Source organism: Acinetobacter sp. 24-47-62 (assembly GCF_056779765.1).
The window spans coordinates 46568-70419 of the sequence record NZ_JBWYIN010000015.1 but is presented as its reverse complement, the minus strand read 5'-3'; the positions used below and the strand labels follow the sequence as shown (position 1 = coordinate 70419).

Sequence of the window (23852 nt, the reverse complement as noted above, 5' to 3'; positions counted from 1 at the left end):
TATTCCCTTAACTTAAACTGTGGATGGACACGAATTTAGTTTTTCAAGCCACTCGCTACGATGGTGCTGTAATTGGCGGCCAAGTAAGGCAAAGCCTGTTAATTTGCCTTGTTCATTATAAAAACCTGCAGCTAATTCGCCGTCATATTGTTCCACTTTCCACTCACCTGTTCCCATTGCTGGCAAAACAGAAAGCGGCAAAATTGGTGTTTTTACTAAAACTGGTGTTGATTTCAAATCTGCAGCAGTTGACTGACCTAAAAGATTATTCACCAAAGCTGGTAATGCTTGCGTGATTGGGTTGATATAAGGTGCCCACTGGCCGTTCACTTCTGCACAATCACCTAAAGCAAAAATTGCAGGATCACTACTACGATGATCAAGTCCTGTACAAATACCACGCGCTGTCTTTAGACCAGCTGCTTGAGCAAGTGCAATATTCGGTCTCAGTCCTACGGCACTTAATACCAAGTCAGTCTCAACAATTTGACCGTCTTGGAGTGTTAAATGGTAGCGACCGTTTTCAGATTGAATAGAACGGATACTATTTTGTAATTTCCACTCTACGCCTAACTGGCTTAGAGCATTTTGTAGAGCATGACCTAAAGGCTCTGGAATAAGACGTTCCATTGCCCATTTGCCAAGACCGACAACTGTAACTTTGATACCATGTGCAGCTAAATCATTGGCAAATTCACAGCCGATCAGACCATCACCAAGAATTGTGACATGCTCTTTATTTGATAATTGCTGACGGAAACGGCGATAATCTGCTAGATCGTTTACGCTTAATGTTGCAGACGAATCGCCATCAATTGGAATTACAACTGGTGTTGCCCCAGTAGCGAGCACGAGTCTACCGTAAGGATAATCACCAATAGTGGTTTGAAGCTTCTTATTGGCACGGTCAATATGAGTTACTTTCGTATGTGGATAAACGCGGATATTTAAACGTTGTTCCCAACTTAGAGCAGACTCACGAACTAAACTATCTCCGTCTTTACCTAATGCTAAAGCATTAGATAAAGCTGGTTTGCTATATAAAGCACCGTCATCAGCAGTAAATACGGTAATAGACAAGTCTGGAGATTGTGCACGTAAAGTCGAAGCCACTTGATAACCAGCATGGCCACTACCAATAATAACAACTGGTTCAATGACTGCAGCGGCTGCTACTTGAGGGATTTCGTCCTCTTCAATATCTGTGATATCAAGCATTTCGAAGTCAGCTTTACCCACCTGACACTCTGGACACATCCAGTCATCTGGAATATCTTCCCATTTTGTTCCTGGTGCTATCCCGTCATCAGGCCAGCCTTTAGCTTCATCATAGATCCAGCCACAGACAATACATAACCACTTTCTCATCTTGTCTATTTCCCTTATTTTTTACAAATTACACGCTATGTTTCAAACGGATACCGATATTGCGAGTTTGAACATAACTGTAGATGGCTTCCTGCCCTTTTTCGCGACCAAAACCAGATAAGCCTACACCACCAAATGGTGTTTCGATACCGCCAGCAAACCATTCATTAATAAAGACTTGACCAGCAATAAGACGGTTTGCTACTCGAAGTGTTTGATTCAGATTTTCACCAAATACACCTGCAACAAGTCCAAAGTCCGTACCATTTGCGATTGCAACTGCCTGGTCTTCGTCATCGAATGGCATGATCACCATTACAGGTCCAAAAACTTCTTCTTGAGCAATCGACATATCATCTTTTGCTTCAATAATTGTTGGCAGAACGAAGTAACCTTCTAGATCTGCAGCTTTCCCACCTGTTAAAACATTGGCACCTTCTTCACGTGCCTTATCAATCATGGCAAGAATCTGTTGTTGCTGATCTTTAGATACAACTGGAGTAAGTTCAGCATTACTTTCGCCAATACCTACAGTTAAACTCTCTGCAAGATTAACGACTGCTGCTTTAACTTCTTCATAGCGACTGCGATGAACCAATAAACGAGACATCGCTGAGCAAACTTGACCAGAGTTATAGAAAATTCCGACTTTAACGCTACGTAGTAATTGCTCAAGATCAACATCAGCAAAAGCAATTGCAGCTGACTTACCGCCTAATTCCATTACTGAAGGGGTTGCACGTTCAGCTGCATCTTTCAAAATGCGTTGGCCTGTTGGAACTGAACCGGTAAATACGATTTGATTCGTATCTTGATGTTTAACTAGATGAGTACCAACTTCTGAACCTTTACCACAAAGTAAGTTCACTGCACCCTGAGGAAAACCAGCCTCCTCTATAGCTTTGATGAGCAAAACCATTCCTAAAGGTGAAACTTCAGGTGACTTAATTACAACTGCATTACCAGCAGCTAAAGCAGGTGCTAGTGAGCGTGCACAGATAGAAACAGGAAAGTTCCAAGGTACGATTTGAACAGATACACCCATTGGAATATATGAGGTAAAATCAACATAATCTTTACCTAAAGGTACCGAGATACCTTCAACTTTATCTGCCATACCTGCGTAGTATTCAAAATAGCGAGCGGCTTCATCGAACTCTTCACGTGCCGTATCAATATTTTTGCCATTTTCACGACATAGAATTAATGCACCTTCATCAGCAATTTTACGAATCGCTTCTGCAGCTTTTAACATCCAAGCTGTACGTTTTGCAGGACGCACATCTGTTAAGGCGCCGCTGTTTACACAACGTCGAGCTGCTGCCATTGCTGCATCTGCATCCTCAATACTTGCACGTGCCACTGTTGCAAAAACTTTATCAGTTGCTGGATTGACAACTTCCAATTGGCGAGAAGCATCTCGCCATTGGCCATCAACATAGTTGAGGTAATGTTGCATATTATGACTCCAAGGCTTTCTTAGCTTGAGTTGCTAACCACTTTTGGAAGAAGTGAGTTGGTAAATCCATCTCTGGAGAGAAAACTCCACCACCAAACCCAGGTGAATGACGACCTTTTTGCATGGTTTCTACTGCAAACACATCTTCAGTAAATACAACTTTCCATGATTCTAGAGTTGCTTCACGGCATGCATCATATTTAGGATCAAGTGATTCATCACCAACGTAATACAAGCGTAATCTTTCAATTGTTTGTTCTGGAGCAATTGGATCAATCATCATTGCAAATGCATGATCAGCTTGAATCCCTAACAATACGTTTGGGAAAACAGCTACATATTCTGCATGACGTAACTGGTCTTCTGGCCAGCTTGGGAATTTTGGTAAATGCGTACCCGCAGTAGCTGACAAGTTATATTTATAACTGCCCTGACCAGAAAAGCGATCTTCGAACATAATGTTGTAATGATCTTCAAGTTTTGAATACGTATTTAATGCTGGATGTACCCATGGCAAGTGATAAGCTTCACAATAGTTTTCAACAGTAAGTTTCCAGTTACTTTTTACAGGCAACTCAAAAGTTGAACCTACTTTACTGCAACGAATAAGCTCTAAACCGTTTTCGCCCAAGAATGGCTTCCAACGCTCAACCAACGGTGCAATATGTTCTTCAAAAGCAGGAGCATCACCAGAAATATTTACAAATACCATATCCATCCAAACTGCTGAACGAAGAGCCTTTAAGCCATGCTTTTCACATTTAAAACGTTCATCTTTATGCTGGTTAATTCCACCAACATGTGGAGTACCTTTTAAGTTACCGTTTAAGTCGTAACTCCAAGAGTGATACTGGCATCGAATCACACCTTCAATAGTGCCTTCTGCTTGCACCAAAATCATACCGCGATGGCTACAAACATTATGGAAAACCTGAATTTCCCCTTCACGGTTGCGCATCATTACCAAGGGCATGCCCATAAAATTAACAGGCTTCACATAGCTATTTTTAGGTAAATCTGAAGCAAAACCAACACAGACCCATGTTTTACTTAAGATATTGTCACGCTCAAAATTAAAATAAGCATCACTGATGTATGCTAAATTTGGCATACCATTAGATTCAGTAATTGGGTTTAAAACATTGTCGATTTGCTGAACCGTGATGAGTTTCTGACTAACTTGACTGTTCATCTCATAATCTCCATTTATTTCGAATAACGCAGAACTCCCTGCGTTAGTATTAACTATGCGTTAGCACCGCGTGCTGCTTAATAATGATTTTGGTAAACACTACTCAAAGTGACAAACGACTTTTTCGATGGGTATTTATGAGTTTTTATCATGTAATTTGATAATAATTTTTTAGATGGATTATGTATTTTTATAAAAATAATAGAGCATGATTAAAACTCACCAATAAATGAGAATAAATCAGTTGAGATAACTTTCTACTAATTACTATTCTGTATTATTCGCATCTGATAGCTATGTCTTAGCTGTTTTGCAACGCATCCAAGGAGGAATTATGCGTACTACTACAGGAGCTTCTGAATCCAATTCAGCAGTTTCAATTATTTCTAAAATATTTATCGTAGCATTCGTTATTTTTTGTGCTGTTTTTGCAGAGTCTGCAGGGAAAATATTCAGTGATTTTTCAAGTATTTTATTATACAACTTGAAGTGGTTTATTCTATCTTCTGTTGCGGGGATGTGTTTTTTTCTAATTTATATCATGTGCAGTCGATATGGTTTACTCAAAATTGGGAAAGATTCAGATAAACCTGAATACAGCTACTTCGCATGGATTTCCATGCTATTTTCATGTGCAATGGGTGTGGGACTTGTATTTTGGGGTGTAGCTGAACCAATGAACCATTATGCCAGTAACCCATTTACTAAAGGCCTGACAGATGAAGCTGCAAGTATTGCAATGCAAATCACTTATTTTCACTGGGGCTTACATGCTTGGTCAATTTATTGCTTAGCTGCTCTTGCAATTGCCTACTTTTCATTTCGAAAGGGATTACCTTTTTCTTTACGTTCGATTTTATACCCACTAATTGGGGATCGTATTTATGGCCGAATAGGCCATATTGTTGATATTTTAATCATAATTATCACAACTTTTGGTATCTCCCAAACTCTTGCTATTGGAGTTTTACAAATAAACTCAGGCTTACATAAAGTTTTTGGTGTAGAAATCAGTGTCACTGTTCAATTCATTCTCATGATCACCTTATCCAGTATTGCCACTTTCTCTGTAGTGCGAGGTATAGGAACTGGAATGCGTCGTCTATCTGAACTCAATATTATTCTTTCAATTTTTCTCATCATTATTTTAATGCTTATTGGTCCCGCACGTTATATTACTAACACGTATTTAGAGGGAATTGGTAATTATGCTTCAAACTTTATTGGAATGAGTTTATGGAGTGACACACAAAAAGACACCGAATGGCAAAATTGGTGGACAGCATTCTATTGGTTATGGTGGCCAACATGGGCACCTTTTGTGGGGATGTTTATCGCCAAGATTTCTAAAGGCCGGACCATTCGCCAACTCATTTCAGGGGTACTTATTGTTCCAACCTTAGTCACATTCTTCTGGTTTGCCGTGTTCGGAGGTTCCGCTCTTAAAGTTGAACAGAATGCTCGCCTTGCCTTTGAAAATCAACAAAGCATATTAGTTGAAAAAACTTCTTCAATTGCTAGTCAGACAAATGTAACTAAAACACCACAAGTAAGTGATATGACTCAATCCACTACGGAATTTACTGGTGGTCTAATTGTTAAAGCCACTCAAAAAGATAATACTCTTGCAGTCTTTGAGCTTTTCAATGCAATTGATAGTGGTCTATTTGGCACAATTCTAAGTATCGCCACATGTCTTCTTCTTATTACTTATCTAGTCACATCACAAGATGCAGGTACACATGTACTGTGTTTCTTAGATACTCGATCCGAAAATGACACACCCATCCGGACACGAGTTATTTGGTGTGTATTTGTCACAGCTATTAGCTTAGGTTTACTTTATGCTGGAGGTTTAAAAACCATTCAGGCAGCTGTTATTCTTTTTGGCTTTCCAATTATTGTATTCTTAACAATTGCGATGATAGCACTAATGAAATCACTAAAACAGGAATATATTTCCAATATTAGTGATATACCAAAACATCCACAAAACCCAAAAGAAAGTTAAACAATTATTTTTTCTTAAATGTTTTTTTGAAAAAAGAGAACCATTTTAAAAAATGGCTCTCTTTTCTAACATTTATGCTTCATTCACTGAAATAGACTAATCCATCAATAAAATGAGTTTAACTCATTATCATCCACAAAAAAAATCACTTGTCCTCAAATATATTATTAATCATCCTCTATGAACAGGACAGCATAAGTTTTAAGGAAAAAAGATGATAAATAAAAGACCTCACCAAAATATAATTGGCAATCGCCATCCAGAACACTTAAATATGCATCAGATTGGACCGGGTGATTTAGCAACTGCTGAATGGCAACAAGCAGGTTTAACTCTTCCCAACCTCGATCGCATGCATCAATATCGTTTAGATCGAATCTGTACCTTCTTAAAACAACGGGAATTAGCAGGAATTTTACTTTACGATCCTATCAATATTCGTTATGCCACTGGTACTACCAACATGCAGGTATGGCTTTTACACAATGCTGGACGTTATACCTATGTGTCAGCTGAAGGTAAAGTAATACTTTGGGAATTTGACCATTGTGATTTCCTAGCCGATCATTCAAAAGTAATCAATGAAGTTCGTCCATGTATATCTTGGTTTTATTTCTGTGCAGGTAGTCGTATTGATGAACAAGTGAAAAAATGGGCGAATGAAATTTATGATGTAGTTTTAGAGTATGGCAAAGGTAATAAAAAAATAGCTATCGATAAATGTAATGATGAAGGTATAAAAGAACTAGAACATCTTGGATTAAGCATTGTAAATGGTGAAGAAGTTATGGAGCTTGCTCGCTCAATTAAAGGTGAGGACGAAATCAATGCAATGCGTTGTGCCGTTCATGCAACGGATAAAGCTATAAAAGTGATGCATGACCATCTTGAGCCTGGAATTTCTGAGCAACGTTTATGGTCATTTTTACATGCTGAAAATATCGCTCGTGGTGGTGAGTGGATTGAAACACGTTTACTTTCATCTGGCCCAAGATGTAATCCCTGGTATCAAGAATGTAGTGGGCGAATTATTCAAAATGGAGATCTAGTAGGTTTCGATACGGATATGATTGGCGCCTATGGCATCTGTGTTGACACATCCCGTACATGGTTATGTGGTGATAAAAAACCAACAGATGAACAAAAAAAAATTTATCAAATGGCTTATGATCAAATTCAGTTTAATACCGAATTATTGCGTGCTGGCGTAACTTATAAAGAACTTACCTATAAAGCACTTCAGTATGATCCAAATGAATATAACCATTATTCTTTCCTCTACCATGGTGTTGGTTTATGTGATGAAGCACCCGGTATTTATTTTAAAGAAGCATGGGATAGCTATGGATATGACGGTTTATTAGAGCCAGGAATGATTATATGTGTCGAAAGCTATGTAGGGCATAAATCAGGTGGCCCAGGTGTAAAATTAGAAAATCAAATTCTAATTACAGAAAATGATCCAGAAGTTCTAACCTTATATCCTTTTGAATCAAGGTTGTTGTCAACTCAACAATAAAAAATTAAAAGATAGGAATATCTCTATTCCTATCTACTTTCTCATATTCTTAGATCTGGAAATTATATAAGTCACTTTTGTTCCAACCACTTCTATTAGGAAGCCTTAAAATTGATAATAGAATTATTATTGCACCTATGTGTCAATATTCCTCTGAAAATGGTGAATTAAGCTTTTGGCATGAACAATAATGGGCAAGTTATGCTTTATCTGGAGCAGGCTTATGTATAGTTGAAGCGACTGCAATACGGCCTGATGGACGAATCAGTTATGCTGATTTAGGACTATGGAATGATAAACAGAGTGAACAAATAAAGACTCTCCTAGCAAAAATTAAAACAATTTCTCCTACACCATTTGCCATACAGTTAGCACATGCAGGCCGTAAAGCTTCCTGTGATAAACCTTGGGGCGAAAGAAAAGGACAATATCATCCAAATGAAATTCATAGCTGGCAAACCTATGGCCCAAGTGAAATTCCTTTCCAAATTTCAGAAAATCCCCCTATTGCTTTATCAATATCGGAAATTAAAGAAATAATTGAAGATTTTGTATTATCAGCAAAACGTTCTGTAGAAGCAGGATTTGAATTAATTGAACTTCATGCAGCCCATGGTTATCTACTACATCAATTTTTGTCTCCTCTTTCTAATCAACGAAATGATGAGTATGGAGGAAGTTTTGAAAATCGAATCCGACTTACATTACAAGTTTTTGAAGCTATTAAAAAAGTGGTTCCAAAAGATTATCCAGTTGGTATAAGAATTTCAGCTACTGATTGGGTAGAGGGTGGATGGGATCTAAAATCAATTATTGAATTATCTAAAGCTTTAGAAGCATTAGGTGCAGCTTATATTCATGTTACTAGTGGTGGTCTACATGTTGATCAAAAAATTGAAGTCTATCCTGAATACCAAGTACCTTTTGCGCAGAAATAAAGAAAAAGATCAATATACCTGTTATCGCTGTTGGATTAATTACAGATGCTCAGCAAGCTGAAAGAATATTACAATCTAAACAGGCTGATGCTATCGGTATTGCTCGAGGTATTCTCTATGATCCGCGCTGGCCTTGGCATGCAGCAGCTGTTTTAAATGAAACCATTGCAATCGCTCCACAATATTTCCGCTTTCAGCCTCGAGAATCAAATCATCTTTTTAAAGCTTACTTCTCTCAAAAAAAATAAGACTATTGAGAATGGTTTTATTCCATTCTCAACTTTGAGCAAATAAGAGAGTACTAAGCTAAACCTTTTTCTCCTATTGGACCAGTCAATTGGGCTAAGAGCCATTTTCGGAATAATTTAACACTTTGAGGAATTACCCCTCTATCTTTCGGTTCCAACATACAGAAATTAGCATTAGTTCTTAATATACCTTCAATAGGGCGGACTAGTGCACCAGTTTGAAGATAGTTATCGCCTAAGGAAGCCCATGCTAAAGCAACTCCTTGACCATTTATAGCAGCCTGCAATAGCATAGGATAATTATTGATATTGACTCTATTCCTAGGTTTTATTACAGGTAAATTAACGCTTTCAAACCAATCTTCCCAATTATTCCAATCTTTTTGAGAATCATCTAAATACAATAACGTTTTACTAAGAATATTTTCTGGTGAAGGATTTTCATGGAACTGAGCTAAGTAGCTAGGGCTACACACAGGAAATACTTCTTCTGGGAATAAAGTAGTAATATTCATCCCTTCTGGGGGAGTCCGACAATAAAATAGGGCTATATCGAAATCCATTTTATGCAGATCTTGAATATTTTCAGTAGTTAAAATTCTTAAATCAATACCAGCACTTTGCTGAAATTCAGCAACTTTTGGTAATAACCATAAGGCTGCCATAGCATTTGAAGTCGCTACAGTAACTTGATGTTCACCTTGCCATTTTTTAATTTCACCTGTTGCTCTAGCTACTTCTAACAGTGCATTATAAATTGATTGATAATATTGTAATCCAGTTGGTGACATGTAAATATTACGATTTGCTCGAATAAATAATTCTTTTCCTAAATAATCTTCTAATTGTCTTATTTGTCGACTTATTGCTCCTTGAGTAACATTTAGTTCGTTTGCAGCTTTTGTAAAGCTAAGGTGGCGTGCAGCTGCCTCGAAAACAATTAAGCTGTTCATTGGTGGCAAGGGCCTAATTTTCATGGACACTCCCAATTTGTCCTCACTGTACATTTTCTAGTACGATCCTTGATGTCACTCTATGTGAGACTATCAATGTCAATTTGTTAAATTATACAAATTTTAAGAAATAGAATTGCTTATTTTCCTTTTGATAAGATGTCATAATCAGCTCGTAAAATTAAGTGAAAAATAATATTCAATACATGAGTTTTTATCATGAATGAAAAGATCTTTTAAATTTCAAATTTTTTAAAAATATAATGTATTTTTACATAATTTTTTCGTTAAGACTTAAAACCAAATTTCAGATCTCATAAATTAGATTGAATCTCAAATCAAATCTTTTTTTATCAAGACTCACTAAATTTCAGATAATTAGATAACTTTCATAAATCAAAAGCGTTCTATCTCTTGCTGATTATTTATACGAATAAATTTAAATAATCATACGTAATTGCGGATGAAATACATCGACTCAAAGAATCTTTCTGAAACATAGTTTAAGCGATAATTAATATATCTCTTTCATAAATCAAAAAACGATCTATCCCTTGCTGACTATTTGTACCGAATAATTTTAAATATTCATGCATAATTTGCGAATGAAATACATCGACTCAAAAAAGCTTTCTGAAACACAGTTTAAGCGATATACAGGCATCTCATGGTCAACCTTTGATTTAATGGCTGAACAGCTAAAAATGCTTGTACCTGCTAAAGGTAGACCATCTAAGTTAAGTGTAGAAGATCAAAGCCTTCTGTGCTTAAGTTATTGGCGTGAATATCGAACATTGTTTCATGTCGCAACGAGTTATGGTGTGTCAGAGCCTACTGCTTCAAGAATCGTCCGCCACGTAGAGGATTGCCTGATCAAGTCCAATCTATTTAATTTACCCAAGAGTTTGCCTGAAGGCGAAGGTATCGACTGGAATGTGGTGATCGTAGATGCCACAGAAATTCCAATACAAAGACCTAAAAAAACAGAAGAAAAGCTATAGTGGCAAGAAGAAGGCACATACTTTTAAAGTTCAAGCCATTATCCATTATAGAACACAGCAAGTTCTAAGTTTATGCACGAGTCGTGGTGCAGTACATGACTTCGAGCTCTTCAAACGTAACCTGAATCAAATTCCTAAAGGGTCTTTTATCCTTGCAGATAAAGGCTATCAAGGGATTTATACGGTGTATCCAAATAGTCTATTGCCATTAAAAGCAAAAAAGCACTGTAAACTAGAACCTGAGCTAAAAGTTTACAATCAAGAAATCAATAAAAGAAGAATTGGGATTGAGCATGTATTTGGGACTTTGAAGACCTTCAAAATCCTTGCTGAGCGATATCGCAACCGTGGCAAAAGATTGGGATTAAGATTGAGTTTAATCGCAGGGATTTATAATTTAGAACTGAGTAAAAAATGATTTATGAAAGAACCCTAATGATTAAGATCATTATAAATTTGTGTCAATAAAATCAACTCGGTATCTTTTTTGTCCAAGTTGTCTGTTATGTCCTTATCTATTCGTGATAATTTACTTGATAAAAATTTATGTCTCGACATATCTAAACTATATTTAAATTGATCTGTAATCGATTGAATTTCTTCATTTTGAAATTGAAAAGATGTTTGAGTATCACTCTTTAAATACAAGCTACTAATTAGTAAAGCGTAATGGTTAGCTAGCTCAATGATTTCATACAAAGACTTATATTCTTCCTCATTTTTGATTCTATCAAGATTGTTATCAATCTCCTTAAACATCCTCTTTACATCTGAAAAATAATCTTTATCTATATGGGCATCCCTATTTGTTAACCAATTTTTCATCTTATTCTCATAATGCTTTTGAATATAATTGTCGACTTGTTTTGCATATTTGAAACATTCAAATGAAATCAGAATTGGATTATCGTATGCAATTGCTTTAAGTCTTTTTTGAAAGGTGTTTTGAGGTAGTTTTCTGGTTATTAAGAATTCAGTCACCTTCTGAACTCTCTCCGCATAGTTTCCAAATCTATGATCAGAACATCTAATTTCATCAAAGAATCTCTGTATGTCTGAACGACTTTGTCGTCTAAAGGCTCCAAATCGGCCCAATTGATTTGTGACAACTTCTGCATCGCGGGTTGATATGGTTTCAATTGATTTTGTATGGTTGTCAAGATGTGCTCTTGAACTAATGAATCTTTCAAAAAATTGTTTAATTCTAACAATAATCGTTGCTCCATCTCTTTGATTAAATTTTGTATATCTGGCGGTACTTGGTTCTCCTGTATTGATTTCCTTTGAAGGTCGATAATCTCGTTCTGTTGCTCGATTTCTTTCTTCAAAGAATTGTTTTGCTCGATCAGATTGTTCAGAAATTTTTCTATAAAATTCACTGTATGGCATAATTTTTCGTCCAATTCTTGTTGTTGTTGTAAATTCTTTTTCAGTCGCAAATTCTCGGTCTTTAAGATTTGAATTTGCTCCTGTATGAGATAGTTTATTTCGTTCATTTAAATGTACTCCATGAATATTTGAGTGACCAAAATGCATAACACTACTGTCAGGATTATGTAATTTCCTCTCTTTAGTTTTTTTTGTAATATATTTAAGGATCGGGTGATCTCTAATTGTTGATTCTGATTCATAGATGAATCGACTTTTTTTTGAATACTTTGCTGAGTCGTTTAGAGCGTTAGAATCAGCTCCTGTTGTTGATGACATATCGCCTGTAAATGAACTTTGATTTGCATGTATTATTCTTCCTTTTGCTAAGGGACCTTCATATAATTTTGAAAAATTTGATTTAGCTGTAATTCCATTTGACTGTTGAGCAGCTTGTATTCCCGATTTTTGGCTATAGATTTCTTTAATTGTCTTTAGATCATTACTTCGATCTGGGTATTTTTTTTTGTTATATTCTTTACGTTTTGCTCGTCCGGCGAGCATTCTTTCAAGATAATCGTCTGATGTAACTTCATGAGTTCGTTCATTTTTTGTGTATTCAAGAGCAGCTCGTTTATTTGAGTTGTACTCGGTGGCATTAAAGGTTGATTCATATATTTCGCCTTTCAGACGGTCAGTTCCAGACTTTGTTGTTATTGTTATATAAGAATCACTGCATCTCGTAATCTTACCGATTTCAGATAATTTCTTGAGTAAAGAAGATCGATCTGTAATATTGCCTTGTTTGATTTCATCTTGAACGTATTGATGAATAATTTCCAAACGGTGTTTTTTAACAGGTACTCCTTTTTTAATACTTAAATAAAATGCATTTTGTTTCTGTATATGTTGAGGCAATTGCAATTCTTTTAAGCGTGCTGGATCATCGGGTCGTGCCCATTGATATCGATGATTAAAATAATCTCTGAGCAAATCGAAATAATGTAGATGTCCCGGTGGCGCTACATTCAAAGACTTCTTTGAAGTCAGTTCTATTCTTGGAAACAGTACGTGAATATGTTTAGATTGATCATCACTGATATGAAGGACTGCAGTCATGTGATACTGATTTCTGTTCAAACCTGCATGAGCATGCAACTCAAATTCATTTAACACATCATTAATTTGCTGATCGGTCGGTGCATCTTCTTTCGCCCAGGCAATGACAGCTGATGAATATCGATACTTATGCGGTGAGCTTCGAGCAAGTGCTACAAAAGTTGTAGGATCTCCCCTTAATACTTCTACATGTTCACGATCTCGATCTAGGTGATCCCTATCATTGATAAGATAAGCGGCAGCTCTACCAGGATCACCCAATCCATGTCGAAGAAATTTGATCATCATAGCCCGACTCTTTGTTCAACATATTCGATGGCCTGATCGATTTTTTTTCTAGAAGACTTTTTCAACTTAGAAACTTGGGGTAACTGATCTAAATAGCTATTAATATCCAGTTGAATCGCTAAAAGTATCTTTAAGCACTCGAGTAGATCTATATTGATATCACTTCCCACTTTTTCATCACACAAAGTATGTAATGCAATCGCTATTTCGTTAACATTGTTTGAGATAACGCCTAATCCGAACAGTAATTCTGGATCAATTTTAGGAGCGGCTCTTTGGAACAACTTAACGGGTCTTTGCTTTAAATTGGATAACAAAATCGATGCTTGGTTCTGATCCTCAAATGCATTAATGCTCTTCTCTAGCGTTTGAAGAATCCATGAACTCATTTGAACATTATGTTTTTCAGTGAAGCTATTAATCTTATTGTATTGTTGGTCAGTTACCCTGAACCTTATCATTTTACTTTTAGCCATTTTTGAGATTCCAAACTTATTGCTCATATAAGTTTAGAAAATTATTTTTTTAAAAATCGATTTGGTGAAAATTTTGAAAAAAAAAGTTTTAATAAAAAAAATGAATTTTTGACACATTTAAATGAGTTGTCTTTTGGGGTGTAGGGGGTCGCCCCTACCAAGCCCCGTTGCGTACCAAAATTGATGCGGAGCATTAATTTTGTAGCTACGGGTAGGCTTGCTGGATATAATCACAAATGACTTAGAATTAAATATATTAACAAGTAGTTGTTTTAATTATTTTTTTTAAATTTAAAATGATTATTATTTTTAATGTGTAATGCATTCATTTTAATTTGTAACGCACAATTCTTAACGTGTAACGCCTAATACCCTAATTTGTAACGTAAAAAAATTTAAAGTGTAACGCATCTTTTTAAATTGAATATATTTGTCTAATTCAACTTTACAACTTAATCTAGTTTTAATTAATGCTATTTTTATGATTAATTTGATACATTGAATCTATGTAGTTCATACAATTTTTTATAGATAGAATTCATAATAAATATTGCTTACAAGAATGCATCTTGTAATAAGCTTAGTTATCTTTAATGGTAAATTTATTCTTGTAGACTTGATTTGATCATTAGATACAAACGATCAATTTATCTCAATCAATAGCAAATAAAGAATAAACTCTAAAAGCAAATTAAAATTGAATATTTGATATTACGCCCAGTGACGAAAATCTCCCCCTCTGCACTACGACAAAGAATCGTAGCATCGATCTTATAACAAATTAAAATTGTAAAAATTAATCACAAATTTCAACAACTTACCTCTCAATCAATCCCCTTTAAAAATTCTAGAGTCTTATAATTTCGATTCAGTGAAAGTAAATTTAAAACTCAATAAGTGAATATGTTTCTATTTTATACGCAAAAATAAATCTTAATAATGCCATATTTCGCTTTTTACTTTTATTTTTTTAATTAAATCAATACATTGCTTTTTTCATCTTTTACCTGGCAAGAGACATTGGCTATTAAGCTTTTATTCCAGGAAGGAAATATACATTTTCGATAATGAAAGCTCATGTAAGCACAGCATCACAAATAACATTGATTTAATCTGGTAACGCCGTGCGTTTAGTTATGCAAATTACTCATGTTTTATCTTCAGTAAGTCACCAACCTCTACATTGAGTGCCATACAAATTTTATCGATCGTATCGAAATCTATCCTCACCGACTCATCTTTATAAAGTTTATGAAGTGTATTTTTATTGATGCCAGTAAGTTTAACGAGATCGGAGACCTTTAGCTTTCTTTCCGCTAACAACACTGCCAGATTTGAAACAACCATAAAGTACCACTTAAGTAATAAAATTTACTTGCATAGATGCATTTTTGAATGCTAATATCAAATAAATGGTAATTTTTACCACTTAAGTGGTAAAAAATACTATTTATTTAAATATTCATCTATTTAATTTGATATTTAATATTACTACTTAAATAGTAGCTATTAAACAATTATTGGTATCAACATTTATTATATAAAGGTTCAGACATGACTAGCCATAGAGACTATGCAAGTGTAACTGGAAATGATCTTTCTAATAATTCAGCAACACAATTGATAGATGAGTTAGAGAAACCAAATTTCTATAATTTTTACAATTAAAACAATATTTTAATAAAATTTAGCTAATGTAATTTGGAAATAAAAGGGTATTTATGAAATAAATGCCATTTGTACAAATACTTTAGATGAAACATATATCTAAGTGATTACTTAAAAAAATAAAATATTATTACCAATAAATACAATGGCTTATAATATTTTGAAAAATTATTTTTAATTAATTTTGGAATTTTTTTAAAAATCCCATCAAACAACTTTTTATTTTTTTTTATTTGATATGTTTCTTTCCATAGATGGTCAAATTGAAGACCTTAATGAAAGGAACAAAATGAATATTAAAGTTAATGATACAAATTTCGGAATCGATTGGGTAAGTGATACAAAATTCTCTGAACTAACTGGTATACCAGCCAACAAATTAAGATCGCGTCGAAAAAAATGGCCCGAAAACAGAGTCTGGATAAAAGAAGGCAAAATATTCTATTACTCACTTCAAGGGTTTTATAAATGGATGAATGAACAATCTCAGAAAGCTGACGAATTAATTTCGAGTATTAACTGTGAAACTATTGCTAAGAAAAGAAAAGGAGCTTGTAAAAATTTACACAACGATTCCAATTTCAAAGCATCAGTTGCAACGAAATTAGCAGTTGTCCAATTAACTAGTACTAAGTAATTATATAGGTATCGGTAAATGAAACATGAAAAGCAGCCAAGAGGTGTTAGAGTCCGCGCTAACTCAATTGAGATTAATTTTTCTCGTTCAGGCAAACGTATATATCTACAGTTAAACTTATATCCAACATCAACGAATTTAAAGAAAGCAGCTTCACTCAGAGCAGGACTAATTGAAAAAGATAAACTTGGTATTCTTACAGAATTAGATATAGATAACATTAGACATCTAAATAAAGATAATAAGTCTTTAGTTCACAATGAAGAGTATCTGTTTATCAACCTTGCGAAAGAATATTTAATCAATTGTGAAGCTAATAATGATACTAAAATGGGATATCAAAAAATCATTAATACACATTGGTTAGATATTTTTTCAAGTAAAGATATATCTACTATTAAAGTAAATGATATTAGATCAGCAATAATTTCTAGAAATTTTACATCAAATAAAAACCATAATAACTGTCTTACTCCATTAAGAGGAATCTTCAGACTAGCTATGGAAAAGGAGTTAATAAGTGAAAATCCATTAGATAGAATCAGTAATAAAAAAATTCAAAAATCAATACCTGACCCTTTCAATGAGGCAGAAGTAAAAAAAATTCTTGATTGGATGGCCCAAAATTTAACCGGTAGAGAAGAGTTATATTATTGGTATTATCAATTAGCTTTCTATACGGGCTGCAGACCATCAGAATTATTTGCTCTGCGAGAATCAGACTTTTGTTTTAAAGACAATATTTTTCATGTTTCTAAAAGCTTAGTTAGAGGTCATGAAAAAAGAACCACGAAAACCTCAGTAGCGAGAATTGTCGATCTACATGATAAAGCGATTGAAGCTGTGCATAATTTAAAAAAATTCAAAAAAAAATACAATATTGAGTCTGATTACTTACTCATCTGTCCAACTACATTTAAGCGATTTTACAATGAAAAACCTCCACGTATGAGGTTTAATAAAGCTCTCAAAGCTTGCAACATTAGACATCGGGTTGCATATAATACTAGACATACATATGCAACATATATGTTAATGAATGGTTGTGATCCATTTTTCGTGGCTGCACAACTTGGTCATAGTCTGGATATGTTACTAAATAGATATGCAAAATGGATAAATGGTGCTTCTAATAAAATTCAAATGGCAAAATTAAAGTAAAGGTTATTCATACTCATGCAGTTTTTTAAAAACCACTGTAGTATATTTGAATAAATTGCTTTGTTTTAATCCATAAGTGATTAAAGACAATTTCCCGTTCAAACAACTTCACTTTAAAGTTTGGCAAGTCTTTAAGTTCTTCTTTTCTCGGTAAACGCTTAGTGAACTCATAATTATCCAAAACTGTTTTCATTACTTCAGGCTTTAGATTTTCTTGTTCACACAAATGCTGGTATGCCTGTTCTTTCTGCACATCCCAATACTCTGCAAAGGCATCTTTGACACTTTGCCCATTGAGCATTTTTGGCATGTTTTCCTCGATGAACTTATTAATCAGTTCTTGCTTGTCATGTAGAGTTACCTCCCCACCAATAAGATCATGGATCTGAGCTTTATACTTCTGACGTTTTTCATCCGTATCAGCATTGACCATCATCTGGAGCAGATTCAGGATATACCCCACATTGATACGATCACTGTGCAATAAATCAAGTTGGAAATCGACATCATCTAATACAGAGACTTTTTCTTTTTTTGTGGTCTTTCTGACGTCACGGCATAGGTCACTATACTTGGACGCAAAATTCGCAAAATGTTGTTTATCTAACGCCGTGGTATCTTGGTCATAATCCACAAAAGTCTGTAATTGAGCGTTATAACGCATCACCTCACGGAATGCCTTAATAAACTCTAATTGAGCTTCTTCTGTGATCAGCGTATCAACGGACTTATAGCCTGGTGTCAAAGCCAATAGCTTAGCGACAGCATCCTCATAATCTTTTTTGATTTCATCAAAGCTCGGAACTAGGACAATTTTCTTAGCATCTTTATTTGAAAATAGTGCCAAAGCTTCATCAGTTGCTTGTTTTAGATTACGGAAACACACGATATTGCCAAAAGACTTCTTATCATTGAATACTCGATTGGTGCGTGAAAAAGCCTGAATCAAGCCATGATATTTAAGATTCTTGTCTACATACAGCGTATTTAATGGTTTTGAGTCAAAGCCTGTTAAGAACATATTGACCACAAGCAGAATATCAATCTGCTTTTTCTTCACTCGGTCAGCAATATCACGGTAATACGCATAGAAGCGATCACCAGAGTTAAAGTTTGTGCCAAAGTTTTCATTATATTGAGCGATATAACGGTCTAGCTTATCTCTACTTGATTGATTCACTTGTGATGGGATATCAGCACTCTCTTCATCTATCAGCCCATTGTGCCCCTCTACAGGTACAGCTTCATTGGCTGAATATGAAAAGATCGTTGCAATGGTTAAAGGCTTAAATAATCGACCTTGCTCTTCATCCTCAATTTTCTTTTCCGCTTGGACTTTTTCAAATAGCTCATAGTATTGAGTCAAAGTATCCACGGAGCTAACACAGAACATTGCCGTAAATTCACGATCTTTGGTTTTCTTGTCGTGTGTATTCACGATATAACGAGCAATCATTTCCAAACGCTTTGGATTGTCATACAGCTCTTTGGTATCAATACCTTCTACATCTTCATCGTATTGATCATTGGCCTGCATACCTTTCGCCGTGTACTTGCCACGATAATCAATCTGGAACTGCAACACGTTACGGTCACGAATAGCATCAACAATGACGTACTTATGTAGGCACTCATTAAACAAATAGTCTGTCGTGAGTTTTAAACCTGCTTTAGATAAGCTGTTTTCTTCAAAGATTGGCGTTCCTGTGAAGCCAAACATCTGAGCATTTTTAAAGAACTTTTTAATATTTTGATGGGTTTCACCAAATTGGCTTCGATGACACTCATCAAAGATAAAAACGACTTTTTTCTCTTTGAGGTAATCAATATATTCTAAGTAGCGGTCTGTACTGATTGCTTTATTGAGCTTTTGGATCGTGGTGACAATGAGCTTATCGTGACGTTGATCAAGCTGATTGACCAAGGTTGATGTGTTATCTGTACTATCTACGCTTTCAGCTTTAAAGGCATTAAATTCCCTTGCTGTTTGCGTATCTAGATCATTACGGTCTACAACAAATAAAACCTTTTCCACATCAGGCATCTGCATGATGATTTGACTGGCTTTAAATGAGGTCAGTGTTTTACCTGAACCCGTCGTATGCCAAATATAGCCGTTCTGCTTGGTATTTCTAACCTGCTCTACAATCTTCTCTACGGCGTAAATTTGATACGGGCGTAAAACCATGAGTTCTTTAGATGTCTCATGGATGACCATAAACTGTGTCAGCATTTTGGTGAGGTGCTGTTTATTTAGAAATACATCAGCAAAGTCGACCACTTCATTGATATGTTGGTTCTTGATATCCGCCCAAGGGAAGGTGAAATCAATATGATTTGTGCCATTAGAGTAGTAACGCGTATTTGCGCCGTTGCTGATAATAAAGAGCTGAATAAAGCGAAATAAGCCTTGCCCTGCCCAATAAGCTTCTCTGGTATATCGTTGAGTCTGATTAAATGCTTCAGCAATCTCCATGCCTCGCTTTTTCAGCTCAACTTGTACCACAGGTAAACCATTGACTAAGAGCGTGACATCAAAGCGACTAGTACGCCCATTATGATCTCGATGATCAACCGTGATTTGATTGGTGACTTGATAGCTGTTTTGATTTGGATCATCAGATAAGAAGTAAATATGCTTACTTGTGCCATCATCAAATTTTATAGGAAATTGATCACGAAGCTTTTTAGCACGTTCAAATACTGTGCCGTTATTTAAAAAGCTAATGACTTGTTTCCACTCTGCTTCAGACAGTGGTAATAGTCCGTTAGCTTTTTCGATTTGAGACTTGAGGTTAGCCAAAAGCTGAGCTTCATCCCTGATAACAACTCTACCAAACCCTAAGCGTTCTAGTTGTGCTATGAGTTCATTTTCAAGTTGTACTTCGCTTTGTGACATACCCTATACCCTAATATTTACTTAATTATCTAAATGCAAATTTATTTTTAGTTCTTCAAGAATACCAACCAAGGGACCATCAGAATGAAATCTTCCAATGATCCTACTCAACATGGTAATCCTGGGTGTAGACCCTATTTTGATACTGCTTCCCTCAAAGCTTATTATGCAACTCTATAAACTAATAAGAGCTGATGTCTAAACATTAGCTTTTTTTCTATTTCATCAAGCGTAAAAATTGAGGATTATTCACCTTCATTTGCAGATTGTTTTTGTATTCTTCAATCGCTCCTCGAGCACAAAAACGCTTGCCCACCATGCCATCAATACGCCCAAAACGCTCTTCAAACCATTTATAGTTATTGTCCCAAACTAACAACGTAAGTGTTTGATTCGGGTACGTTCTATCAAGATTCAAGTAATGGCGATTGTCAAAGTGTTTGACTTCAGCCAATTGACCACATGCCATCACTGATTTACCAACATGAAATGGTGCTTTAATGGCCTCAATTTTAACTTCCTGAGCTGTAGCACTAACACTTGCTATAGCCAAAATAGACGTCGCTAAAATTTTTTTAAACATGCTCTACTCCCTGATACATTTAATGATGTGAAATTTGATTTTCTATAGAGCTAATAACAATTTGAGGAGTACCCTTATAGCTTTCGATTAAGCCAGTGATACAAATATTGTTACCCTCTGATGCTGGCATGATGTTATTTGACCAAATTACCGCACTGAATTTATGTTTTGGATATTGTCCACCAAAGTTCATATAGGTTGCTTTTGATGTTTGTGAAATTTGACTTACCTCACCACAGACTGTCATATTGTCTCCAATATGTGACCTAGCTTCATATACCGAAATCTGATCCGATTTCATGGTCTTTGTATTGCTCGTATTCCCTTCAAATGGATTTTCGATAACTGGCTCAACGATCTCTCTTGATTCATTAGAAGGTTGAGTTTGAACTAGTTTAATTTCTGCTAGTCTTTCATTCGTTAACAATGGCGTAAATCTTTTAGGTAAGTTTTGATCTTCCTGACTACTTAATGAGGCGTCTTGTATTGGCGTATTCATTTCATCCACCTTAGAAGAAACACCATAAATCGTTTCTCGTGTCGAATCATTCTTTGGCACTATCAAGTAACCTAGCATCAAAACGATGAAAGCACTTAAACAAGCAATAATAACTTTATATTGCTTTATCTTACGCATTTGCTCTTGGTATATAGGCTCAAGTCCTGCTTGCCTTCTTAGCTCTAACTCTAGTTCATCCTTCTTTCTCTGTGCTTCTAGCTCTTGTTCAGCCTTCTGTCTTTGTGCTTCTAGATTCAATGCATCTTGTTTTTTCTTTTGCTCAAGATCGTATTGTTCTTTTTCTTTCAGCTCCTGATATGTCTCTGAAAAGAAATTACAAATACTTAGAACAATGATGACCGCTACCAAAATTGCAAATCCAACAGCAAACTCAAACATTTCTTTTCTCTTTAAATTATTTGATTGAGTGAGTTTAGAATTATTTGTGGCTTTCCTTTGTACTCCTCAATCAACCCTTTAACACAAAGTGTATTATTTTCTACATTTTGAAGCTGTTGACTGATATGAGCATTATTGTTCCAAATCACAACTGTAAAAGTCGCTTTAGGATAAGGTCGCTCAAAATTCAAATATACTCCTTTAGAGAATTTTTTATACTGTGCAACCTGCCCACAAACGACTTTATTTTCACCAATATGATGAATGGCTTGTGATGCTTCTGTATAAGACTGACTATGACCACTACTGAAAGAGATTGGCTGATCTGAGAATTCAGTCTCTGTTTTAAGTACATGAACATCTGTATTCGGTACTGATGTTTTTGATTGGATATAAACGACTGCGCCAAGTGCAATTGAAGCCACCACACCAGCACCAACCATTAAATACTTACGAATTTCTTTCTTGATTGACCCCAAATGTTCATCTTGCCGACCTTTCATATCTGAGAGTTCTTTCCGAACTTTCTCGAGCTCTTGCATATGGTTTTGCTTAAATACATTGAGACCACTACGAACTTCGCTCAACTCATTCGTCATATCTACGGATGGATCGTGATGCTCTTTGACTCGAAGTTTTTCATACTCTGCAATTTTTGCCTCATATTCTTGAATGAGACGTTGGAGCTGTTCTTGCTTTAACGCATCAGTAATTTGTCGATTTGCTTGTGTTTTTAAAGCTTGACGTATTTCAGAAATGACTTGTTGCTGTTGGTTAAATGCTTTTTTATTCGTATAACGCAACACAATACCAAACTGTTGAATGAGGTCATTTTGACGTTCTAGAAAGTCATTAAACTTTTCATAACCTTTGTTATTGAGTTTGGCATAGCCATCTAATTCAATCGGTAGTTTGTAGCCCTTCGTTTCATTGATAATCATGAAATCGATATAACGATTACCGGCTTTACTGTCCTTGAATGGGAACTGAGCAACAACATCATCGGGTGTAATCCCAGGGATTTGGCTTAAAATTTCGTCGACAAACTTTTCTTCATACCCAACGATATGCTGAATTTTGTAGCGATTTTCATACTTCCATTTTTGCCAATCTAACATCATGACTACCCCAAATTATTATTTACCCAATCTTTAACTTAGATTAATCCTTGGAAACCAACAAAGAGGCGTGTTTCAAGTTAACAAGACTGTGAATATGTTATTCACCTAACTTAAGCCTTTATTTTGCACAATATTTTACTTTTCAGGTATTTTTAGACAAGACTACTTTAGGTAGTATAAATTTTGAGTGCTCAATTTAAGATCAAAACATCCCCCACAAGCACACATGGAGTTGAAAAGTATAAGTCTTCTTATGGAGGATTTGGATTAACAACCATCTGCTGATCGTGCTGATATCTTACTTACTGACTTAAAAAATAGGATGAGGCTCTACAACGATGTAATTTGAATGTTTTTTGAAATTTTCATACCTACCCAATTTTTTATTGAGATAGTAGAAAGACATCGCTTCATTTCTGTTCATGTGATATTCATTTTTAACGTCATAAAAATAATAATCTATCGTTAACGCTTTTTCACTGTCATACACCTTCTGATAGTGTTTATACAGTTCAATGAACTCACCTTTTTTCTCATTTGGGATATCCAAAATCACGAGATACATTAAGACTTCATCAATACCGTTAAACCCTTTTAAGGCTTCAAACCGTATAGGAAGTAAGCTTTCTAAATAGCAGATTAATTCTGGGGTCACATAAACTTTTTCCCCTTCATTTTTAAGCTTCTTTAGTTGTGGACCTAAGAAAAATTTCAACCTAAAGACTTGCTACCTCACCATCCAAAATTTCACAGGTGAGTAACGTCCTTTTGTTTTAATCACAATTCTTGTGCGGTACCATAATAGTACTGCACATAGGGCAATAATAATTCCCCATAAAAACCACATCTTTATTTTCCTTTCAAACTTTTTGATGAAATACCAAAAATTCTATAAAACCGTATAACAAGCCCATTCATGTTTATTCAAGAGAGATACTGTCCGTA

The 23852-nt window shown here is 35.3% G+C and carries 18 protein-coding genes and 2 pseudogenes; 7 read left to right on the top strand and 13 right to left on the bottom strand.

All coding sequences use genetic code 11. The features are described 5' to 3' along the window. Positions 1–12: 12 nt before the first annotated feature. From AC1M87_RS12505 to AC1M87_RS12490, 4 genes and pseudogenes are all read right to left on the bottom strand, one after another. The gene (locus AC1M87_RS12505; RefSeq protein WP_481593892.1) at positions 13–1218 is read right to left on the bottom strand and encodes an NAD(P)/FAD-dependent oxidoreductase; all 1206 of its coding nucleotides are present in this window, start codon (positions 1216–1218) and stop codon (positions 13–15) included. Then, positions 1207–1368, bottom strand: a pseudogene (locus tag AC1M87_RS12500) (rubredoxin); the annotation flags it as partial. The pseudogene AC1M87_RS12500 and the gene AC1M87_RS12505, both read right to left, overlap by 12 nt. A gap of 28 nt (positions 1369–1396) precedes the next feature. Next, the gene (locus tag AC1M87_RS12495; RefSeq protein ID WP_481593866.1) at positions 1397–2827 is read right to left on the bottom strand and encodes an aldehyde dehydrogenase family protein; all 1431 of its coding nucleotides are present in this window, start codon (positions 2825–2827) and stop codon (positions 1397–1399) included. Between the two features lies 1 nt (position 2828). Next, on the bottom strand, positions 2829–4019 hold the full coding sequence (locus tag AC1M87_RS12490; protein WP_481593865.1) for an aromatic ring-hydroxylating oxygenase subunit alpha: 1191 nt from the start codon (positions 4017–4019) through the stop codon (positions 2829–2831). A 334-nt stretch (positions 4020–4353) separates the two neighbouring features. Between AC1M87_RS12490 and AC1M87_RS12485 the strand changes: the two genes are divergently transcribed. The 3 genes and pseudogenes from AC1M87_RS12485 (at position 4354) to AC1M87_RS12475 (ending at position 8735) form a co-directional block, all read left to right on the top strand. Beyond that, positions 4354–6030: a BCCT family transporter gene (locus AC1M87_RS12485; protein ID WP_481593864.1), complete on the top strand. Its 1677-nt coding sequence runs from the start codon at positions 4354–4356 to the stop codon at positions 6028–6030. Positions 6031–6244: 214 nt separating this feature from the next. Then, positions 6245–7549 (top strand): M24 family metallopeptidase, encoded by a 1305-nt coding sequence (locus tag AC1M87_RS12480; protein WP_481593863.1) that lies wholly within the window; start codon positions 6245–6247, stop codon positions 7547–7549. Positions 7550–7602: 53 nt separating this feature from the next. Next, positions 7603–8735: pseudogene (locus AC1M87_RS12475) on the top strand (NADH:flavin oxidoreductase/NADH oxidase). 53 nt (positions 8736–8788) lie between these two features. Here AC1M87_RS12475 and AC1M87_RS12470 read toward each other — a convergent pair. After that, complete coding sequence (locus tag AC1M87_RS12470; RefSeq protein WP_481593862.1) at positions 8789–9712, bottom strand: LysR substrate-binding domain-containing protein; 924 nt, start codon at positions 9710–9712, stop codon at positions 8789–8791. 581 nt (positions 9713–10293) lie between these two features. On the opposite strand from AC1M87_RS12470, the gene AC1M87_RS12465 reads away from it, so the two are divergent. Both AC1M87_RS12465 and AC1M87_RS12460 read left to right on the top strand, forming a co-directional pair. Beyond that, complete coding sequence (locus AC1M87_RS12465; RefSeq protein WP_481593861.1) at positions 10294–10689, top strand: transposase family protein; 396 nt, start codon at positions 10294–10296, stop codon at positions 10687–10689. Then, positions 10637–11107 (top strand): transposase family protein, encoded by a 471-nt coding sequence (locus tag AC1M87_RS12460; RefSeq protein WP_481593860.1) that lies wholly within the window; start codon positions 10637–10639, stop codon positions 11105–11107. Before AC1M87_RS12465 ends, AC1M87_RS12460 begins: the two co-directional genes overlap by 53 nt. Before the next feature lie 14 nt (positions 11108–11121). On the opposite strand, the gene AC1M87_RS12455 is transcribed toward AC1M87_RS12460, so the two are convergent. From AC1M87_RS12455 to AC1M87_RS12445, 3 genes are all read right to left on the bottom strand, one after another. Further along, on the bottom strand, positions 11122–13464 hold the full coding sequence (locus AC1M87_RS12455; protein ID WP_481593859.1) for a hypothetical protein: 2343 nt from the start codon (positions 13462–13464) through the stop codon (positions 11122–11124). After that, positions 13461–13940 carry a hypothetical protein gene (locus tag AC1M87_RS12450; RefSeq protein WP_481593858.1) on the bottom strand — a complete coding sequence of 160 codons (480 nt, stop codon included), beginning with the start codon at positions 13938–13940 and terminating at the stop codon, positions 13461–13463. The genes AC1M87_RS12455 and AC1M87_RS12450 overlap by 4 nt, the downstream gene beginning before the upstream one ends. A 1143-nt stretch (positions 13941–15083) precedes the next feature. Next, complete coding sequence (locus AC1M87_RS12445) at positions 15084–15287, bottom strand: helix-turn-helix domain-containing protein (RefSeq protein ID WP_481593857.1); 204 nt, start codon at positions 15285–15287, stop codon at positions 15084–15086. Between the two features lie 610 nt (positions 15288–15897). On the opposite strand from AC1M87_RS12445, the gene AC1M87_RS12440 reads away from it, so the two are divergent. Both AC1M87_RS12440 and AC1M87_RS12435 read left to right on the top strand, forming a co-directional pair. Continuing rightward, positions 15898–16245 carry a hypothetical protein gene (locus AC1M87_RS12440; protein WP_481593856.1) on the top strand — a complete coding sequence of 116 codons (348 nt, stop codon included), beginning with the start codon at positions 15898–15900 and terminating at the stop codon, positions 16243–16245. An 18-nt stretch (positions 16246–16263) separates the two neighbouring features. Then, a complete protein-coding gene (locus AC1M87_RS12435) occupies positions 16264–17406 on the top strand; it encodes a tyrosine-type recombinase/integrase (RefSeq protein ID WP_481593855.1) in 1143 nt (380 codons plus the stop codon). 25 nt (positions 17407–17431) lie between these two features. Here the strand turns inward: AC1M87_RS12435 and AC1M87_RS12430 are convergent, their stop codons facing one another. From AC1M87_RS12430 to AC1M87_RS12410, 5 genes are all read right to left on the bottom strand, one after another. Further along, on the bottom strand, positions 17432–20305 hold the full coding sequence (locus tag AC1M87_RS12430) for a type I restriction endonuclease subunit R (protein ID WP_481593854.1): 2874 nt from the start codon (positions 20303–20305) through the stop codon (positions 17432–17434). A gap of 217 nt (positions 20306–20522) precedes the next feature. Further along, positions 20523–20888 carry a hypothetical protein gene (locus AC1M87_RS12425; protein ID WP_481593853.1) on the bottom strand — a complete coding sequence of 122 codons (366 nt, stop codon included), beginning with the start codon at positions 20886–20888 and terminating at the stop codon, positions 20523–20525. Between the two features lie 19 nt (positions 20889–20907). Then, positions 20908–21786 carry a hypothetical protein gene (locus AC1M87_RS12420; protein ID WP_481593852.1) on the bottom strand — a complete coding sequence of 293 codons (879 nt, stop codon included), beginning with the start codon at positions 21784–21786 and terminating at the stop codon, positions 20908–20910. An 11-nt stretch (positions 21787–21797) separates the two neighbouring features. Beyond that, positions 21798–22907, bottom strand: coding sequence for a hypothetical protein (locus AC1M87_RS12415; protein ID WP_481593851.1), 1110 nt, complete (start codon positions 22905–22907; stop codon positions 21798–21800). A gap of 310 nt (positions 22908–23217) precedes the next feature. Next, positions 23218–23562, bottom strand: coding sequence for a hypothetical protein (locus AC1M87_RS12410; protein ID WP_481593850.1), 345 nt, complete (start codon positions 23560–23562; stop codon positions 23218–23220). Positions 23563–23852: the final 290 nt, after the last annotated feature.

What these genes read in the sequence shown, in the direction of transcription:
- AC1M87_RS12505 (WP_481593892.1), bottom strand. Translation starts at nt 1,218, where the DNA reads ATGCTTGATATCACAGATATTGAAGAGGACGAAATCCCTCAAGTAGCA.
- AC1M87_RS12495 (WP_481593866.1), bottom strand. Translation starts at nt 2,827, where the DNA reads ATGCAACATTACCTCAACTATGTTGATGGCCAATGGCGAGATGCTTCT.
- AC1M87_RS12490 (WP_481593865.1), bottom strand. Translation starts at nt 4,019, where the DNA reads ATGAACAGTCAAGTTAGTCAGAAACTCATCACGGTTCAGCAAATCGAC.
- AC1M87_RS12485 (WP_481593864.1), top strand. Translation starts at nt 4,354, where the DNA reads ATGCGTACTACTACAGGAGCTTCTGAATCCAATTCAGCAGTTTCAATT.
- AC1M87_RS12480 (WP_481593863.1), top strand. Translation starts at nt 6,245, where the DNA reads ATGATAAATAAAAGACCTCACCAAAATATAATTGGCAATCGCCATCCA.
- AC1M87_RS12470 (WP_481593862.1), bottom strand. Translation starts at nt 9,712, where the DNA reads ATGAAAATTAGGCCCTTGCCACCAATGAACAGCTTAATTGTTTTCGAG.
- AC1M87_RS12465 (WP_481593861.1), top strand. Translation starts at nt 10,294, where the DNA reads ATGAAATACATCGACTCAAAAAAGCTTTCTGAAACACAGTTTAAGCGA.
- AC1M87_RS12460 (WP_481593860.1), top strand. Translation starts at nt 10,637, where the DNA reads ATGCCACAGAAATTCCAATACAAAGACCTAAAAAAACAGAAGAAAAGC.
- AC1M87_RS12455 (WP_481593859.1), bottom strand. Translation starts at nt 13,464, where the DNA reads ATGATGATCAAATTTCTTCGACATGGATTGGGTGATCCTGGTAGAGCT.
- AC1M87_RS12450 (WP_481593858.1), bottom strand. Translation starts at nt 13,940, where the DNA reads ATGGCTAAAAGTAAAATGATAAGGTTCAGGGTAACTGACCAACAATAC.
- AC1M87_RS12445 (WP_481593857.1), bottom strand. Translation starts at nt 15,287, where the DNA reads ATGGTTGTTTCAAATCTGGCAGTGTTGTTAGCGGAAAGAAAGCTAAAG.
- AC1M87_RS12440 (WP_481593856.1), top strand. Translation starts at nt 15,898, where the DNA reads ATGAATATTAAAGTTAATGATACAAATTTCGGAATCGATTGGGTAAGT.
- AC1M87_RS12435 (WP_481593855.1), top strand. Translation starts at nt 16,264, where the DNA reads ATGAAACATGAAAAGCAGCCAAGAGGTGTTAGAGTCCGCGCTAACTCA.
- AC1M87_RS12430 (WP_481593854.1), bottom strand. Translation starts at nt 20,305, where the DNA reads ATGTCACAAAGCGAAGTACAACTTGAAAATGAACTCATAGCACAACTA.
- AC1M87_RS12425 (WP_481593853.1), bottom strand. Translation starts at nt 20,888, where the DNA reads ATGTTTAAAAAAATTTTAGCGACGTCTATTTTGGCTATAGCAAGTGTT.
- AC1M87_RS12420 (WP_481593852.1), bottom strand. Translation starts at nt 21,786, where the DNA reads ATGTTTGAGTTTGCTGTTGGATTTGCAATTTTGGTAGCGGTCATCATT.
- AC1M87_RS12415 (WP_481593851.1), bottom strand. Translation starts at nt 22,907, where the DNA reads ATGATGTTAGATTGGCAAAAATGGAAGTATGAAAATCGCTACAAAATT.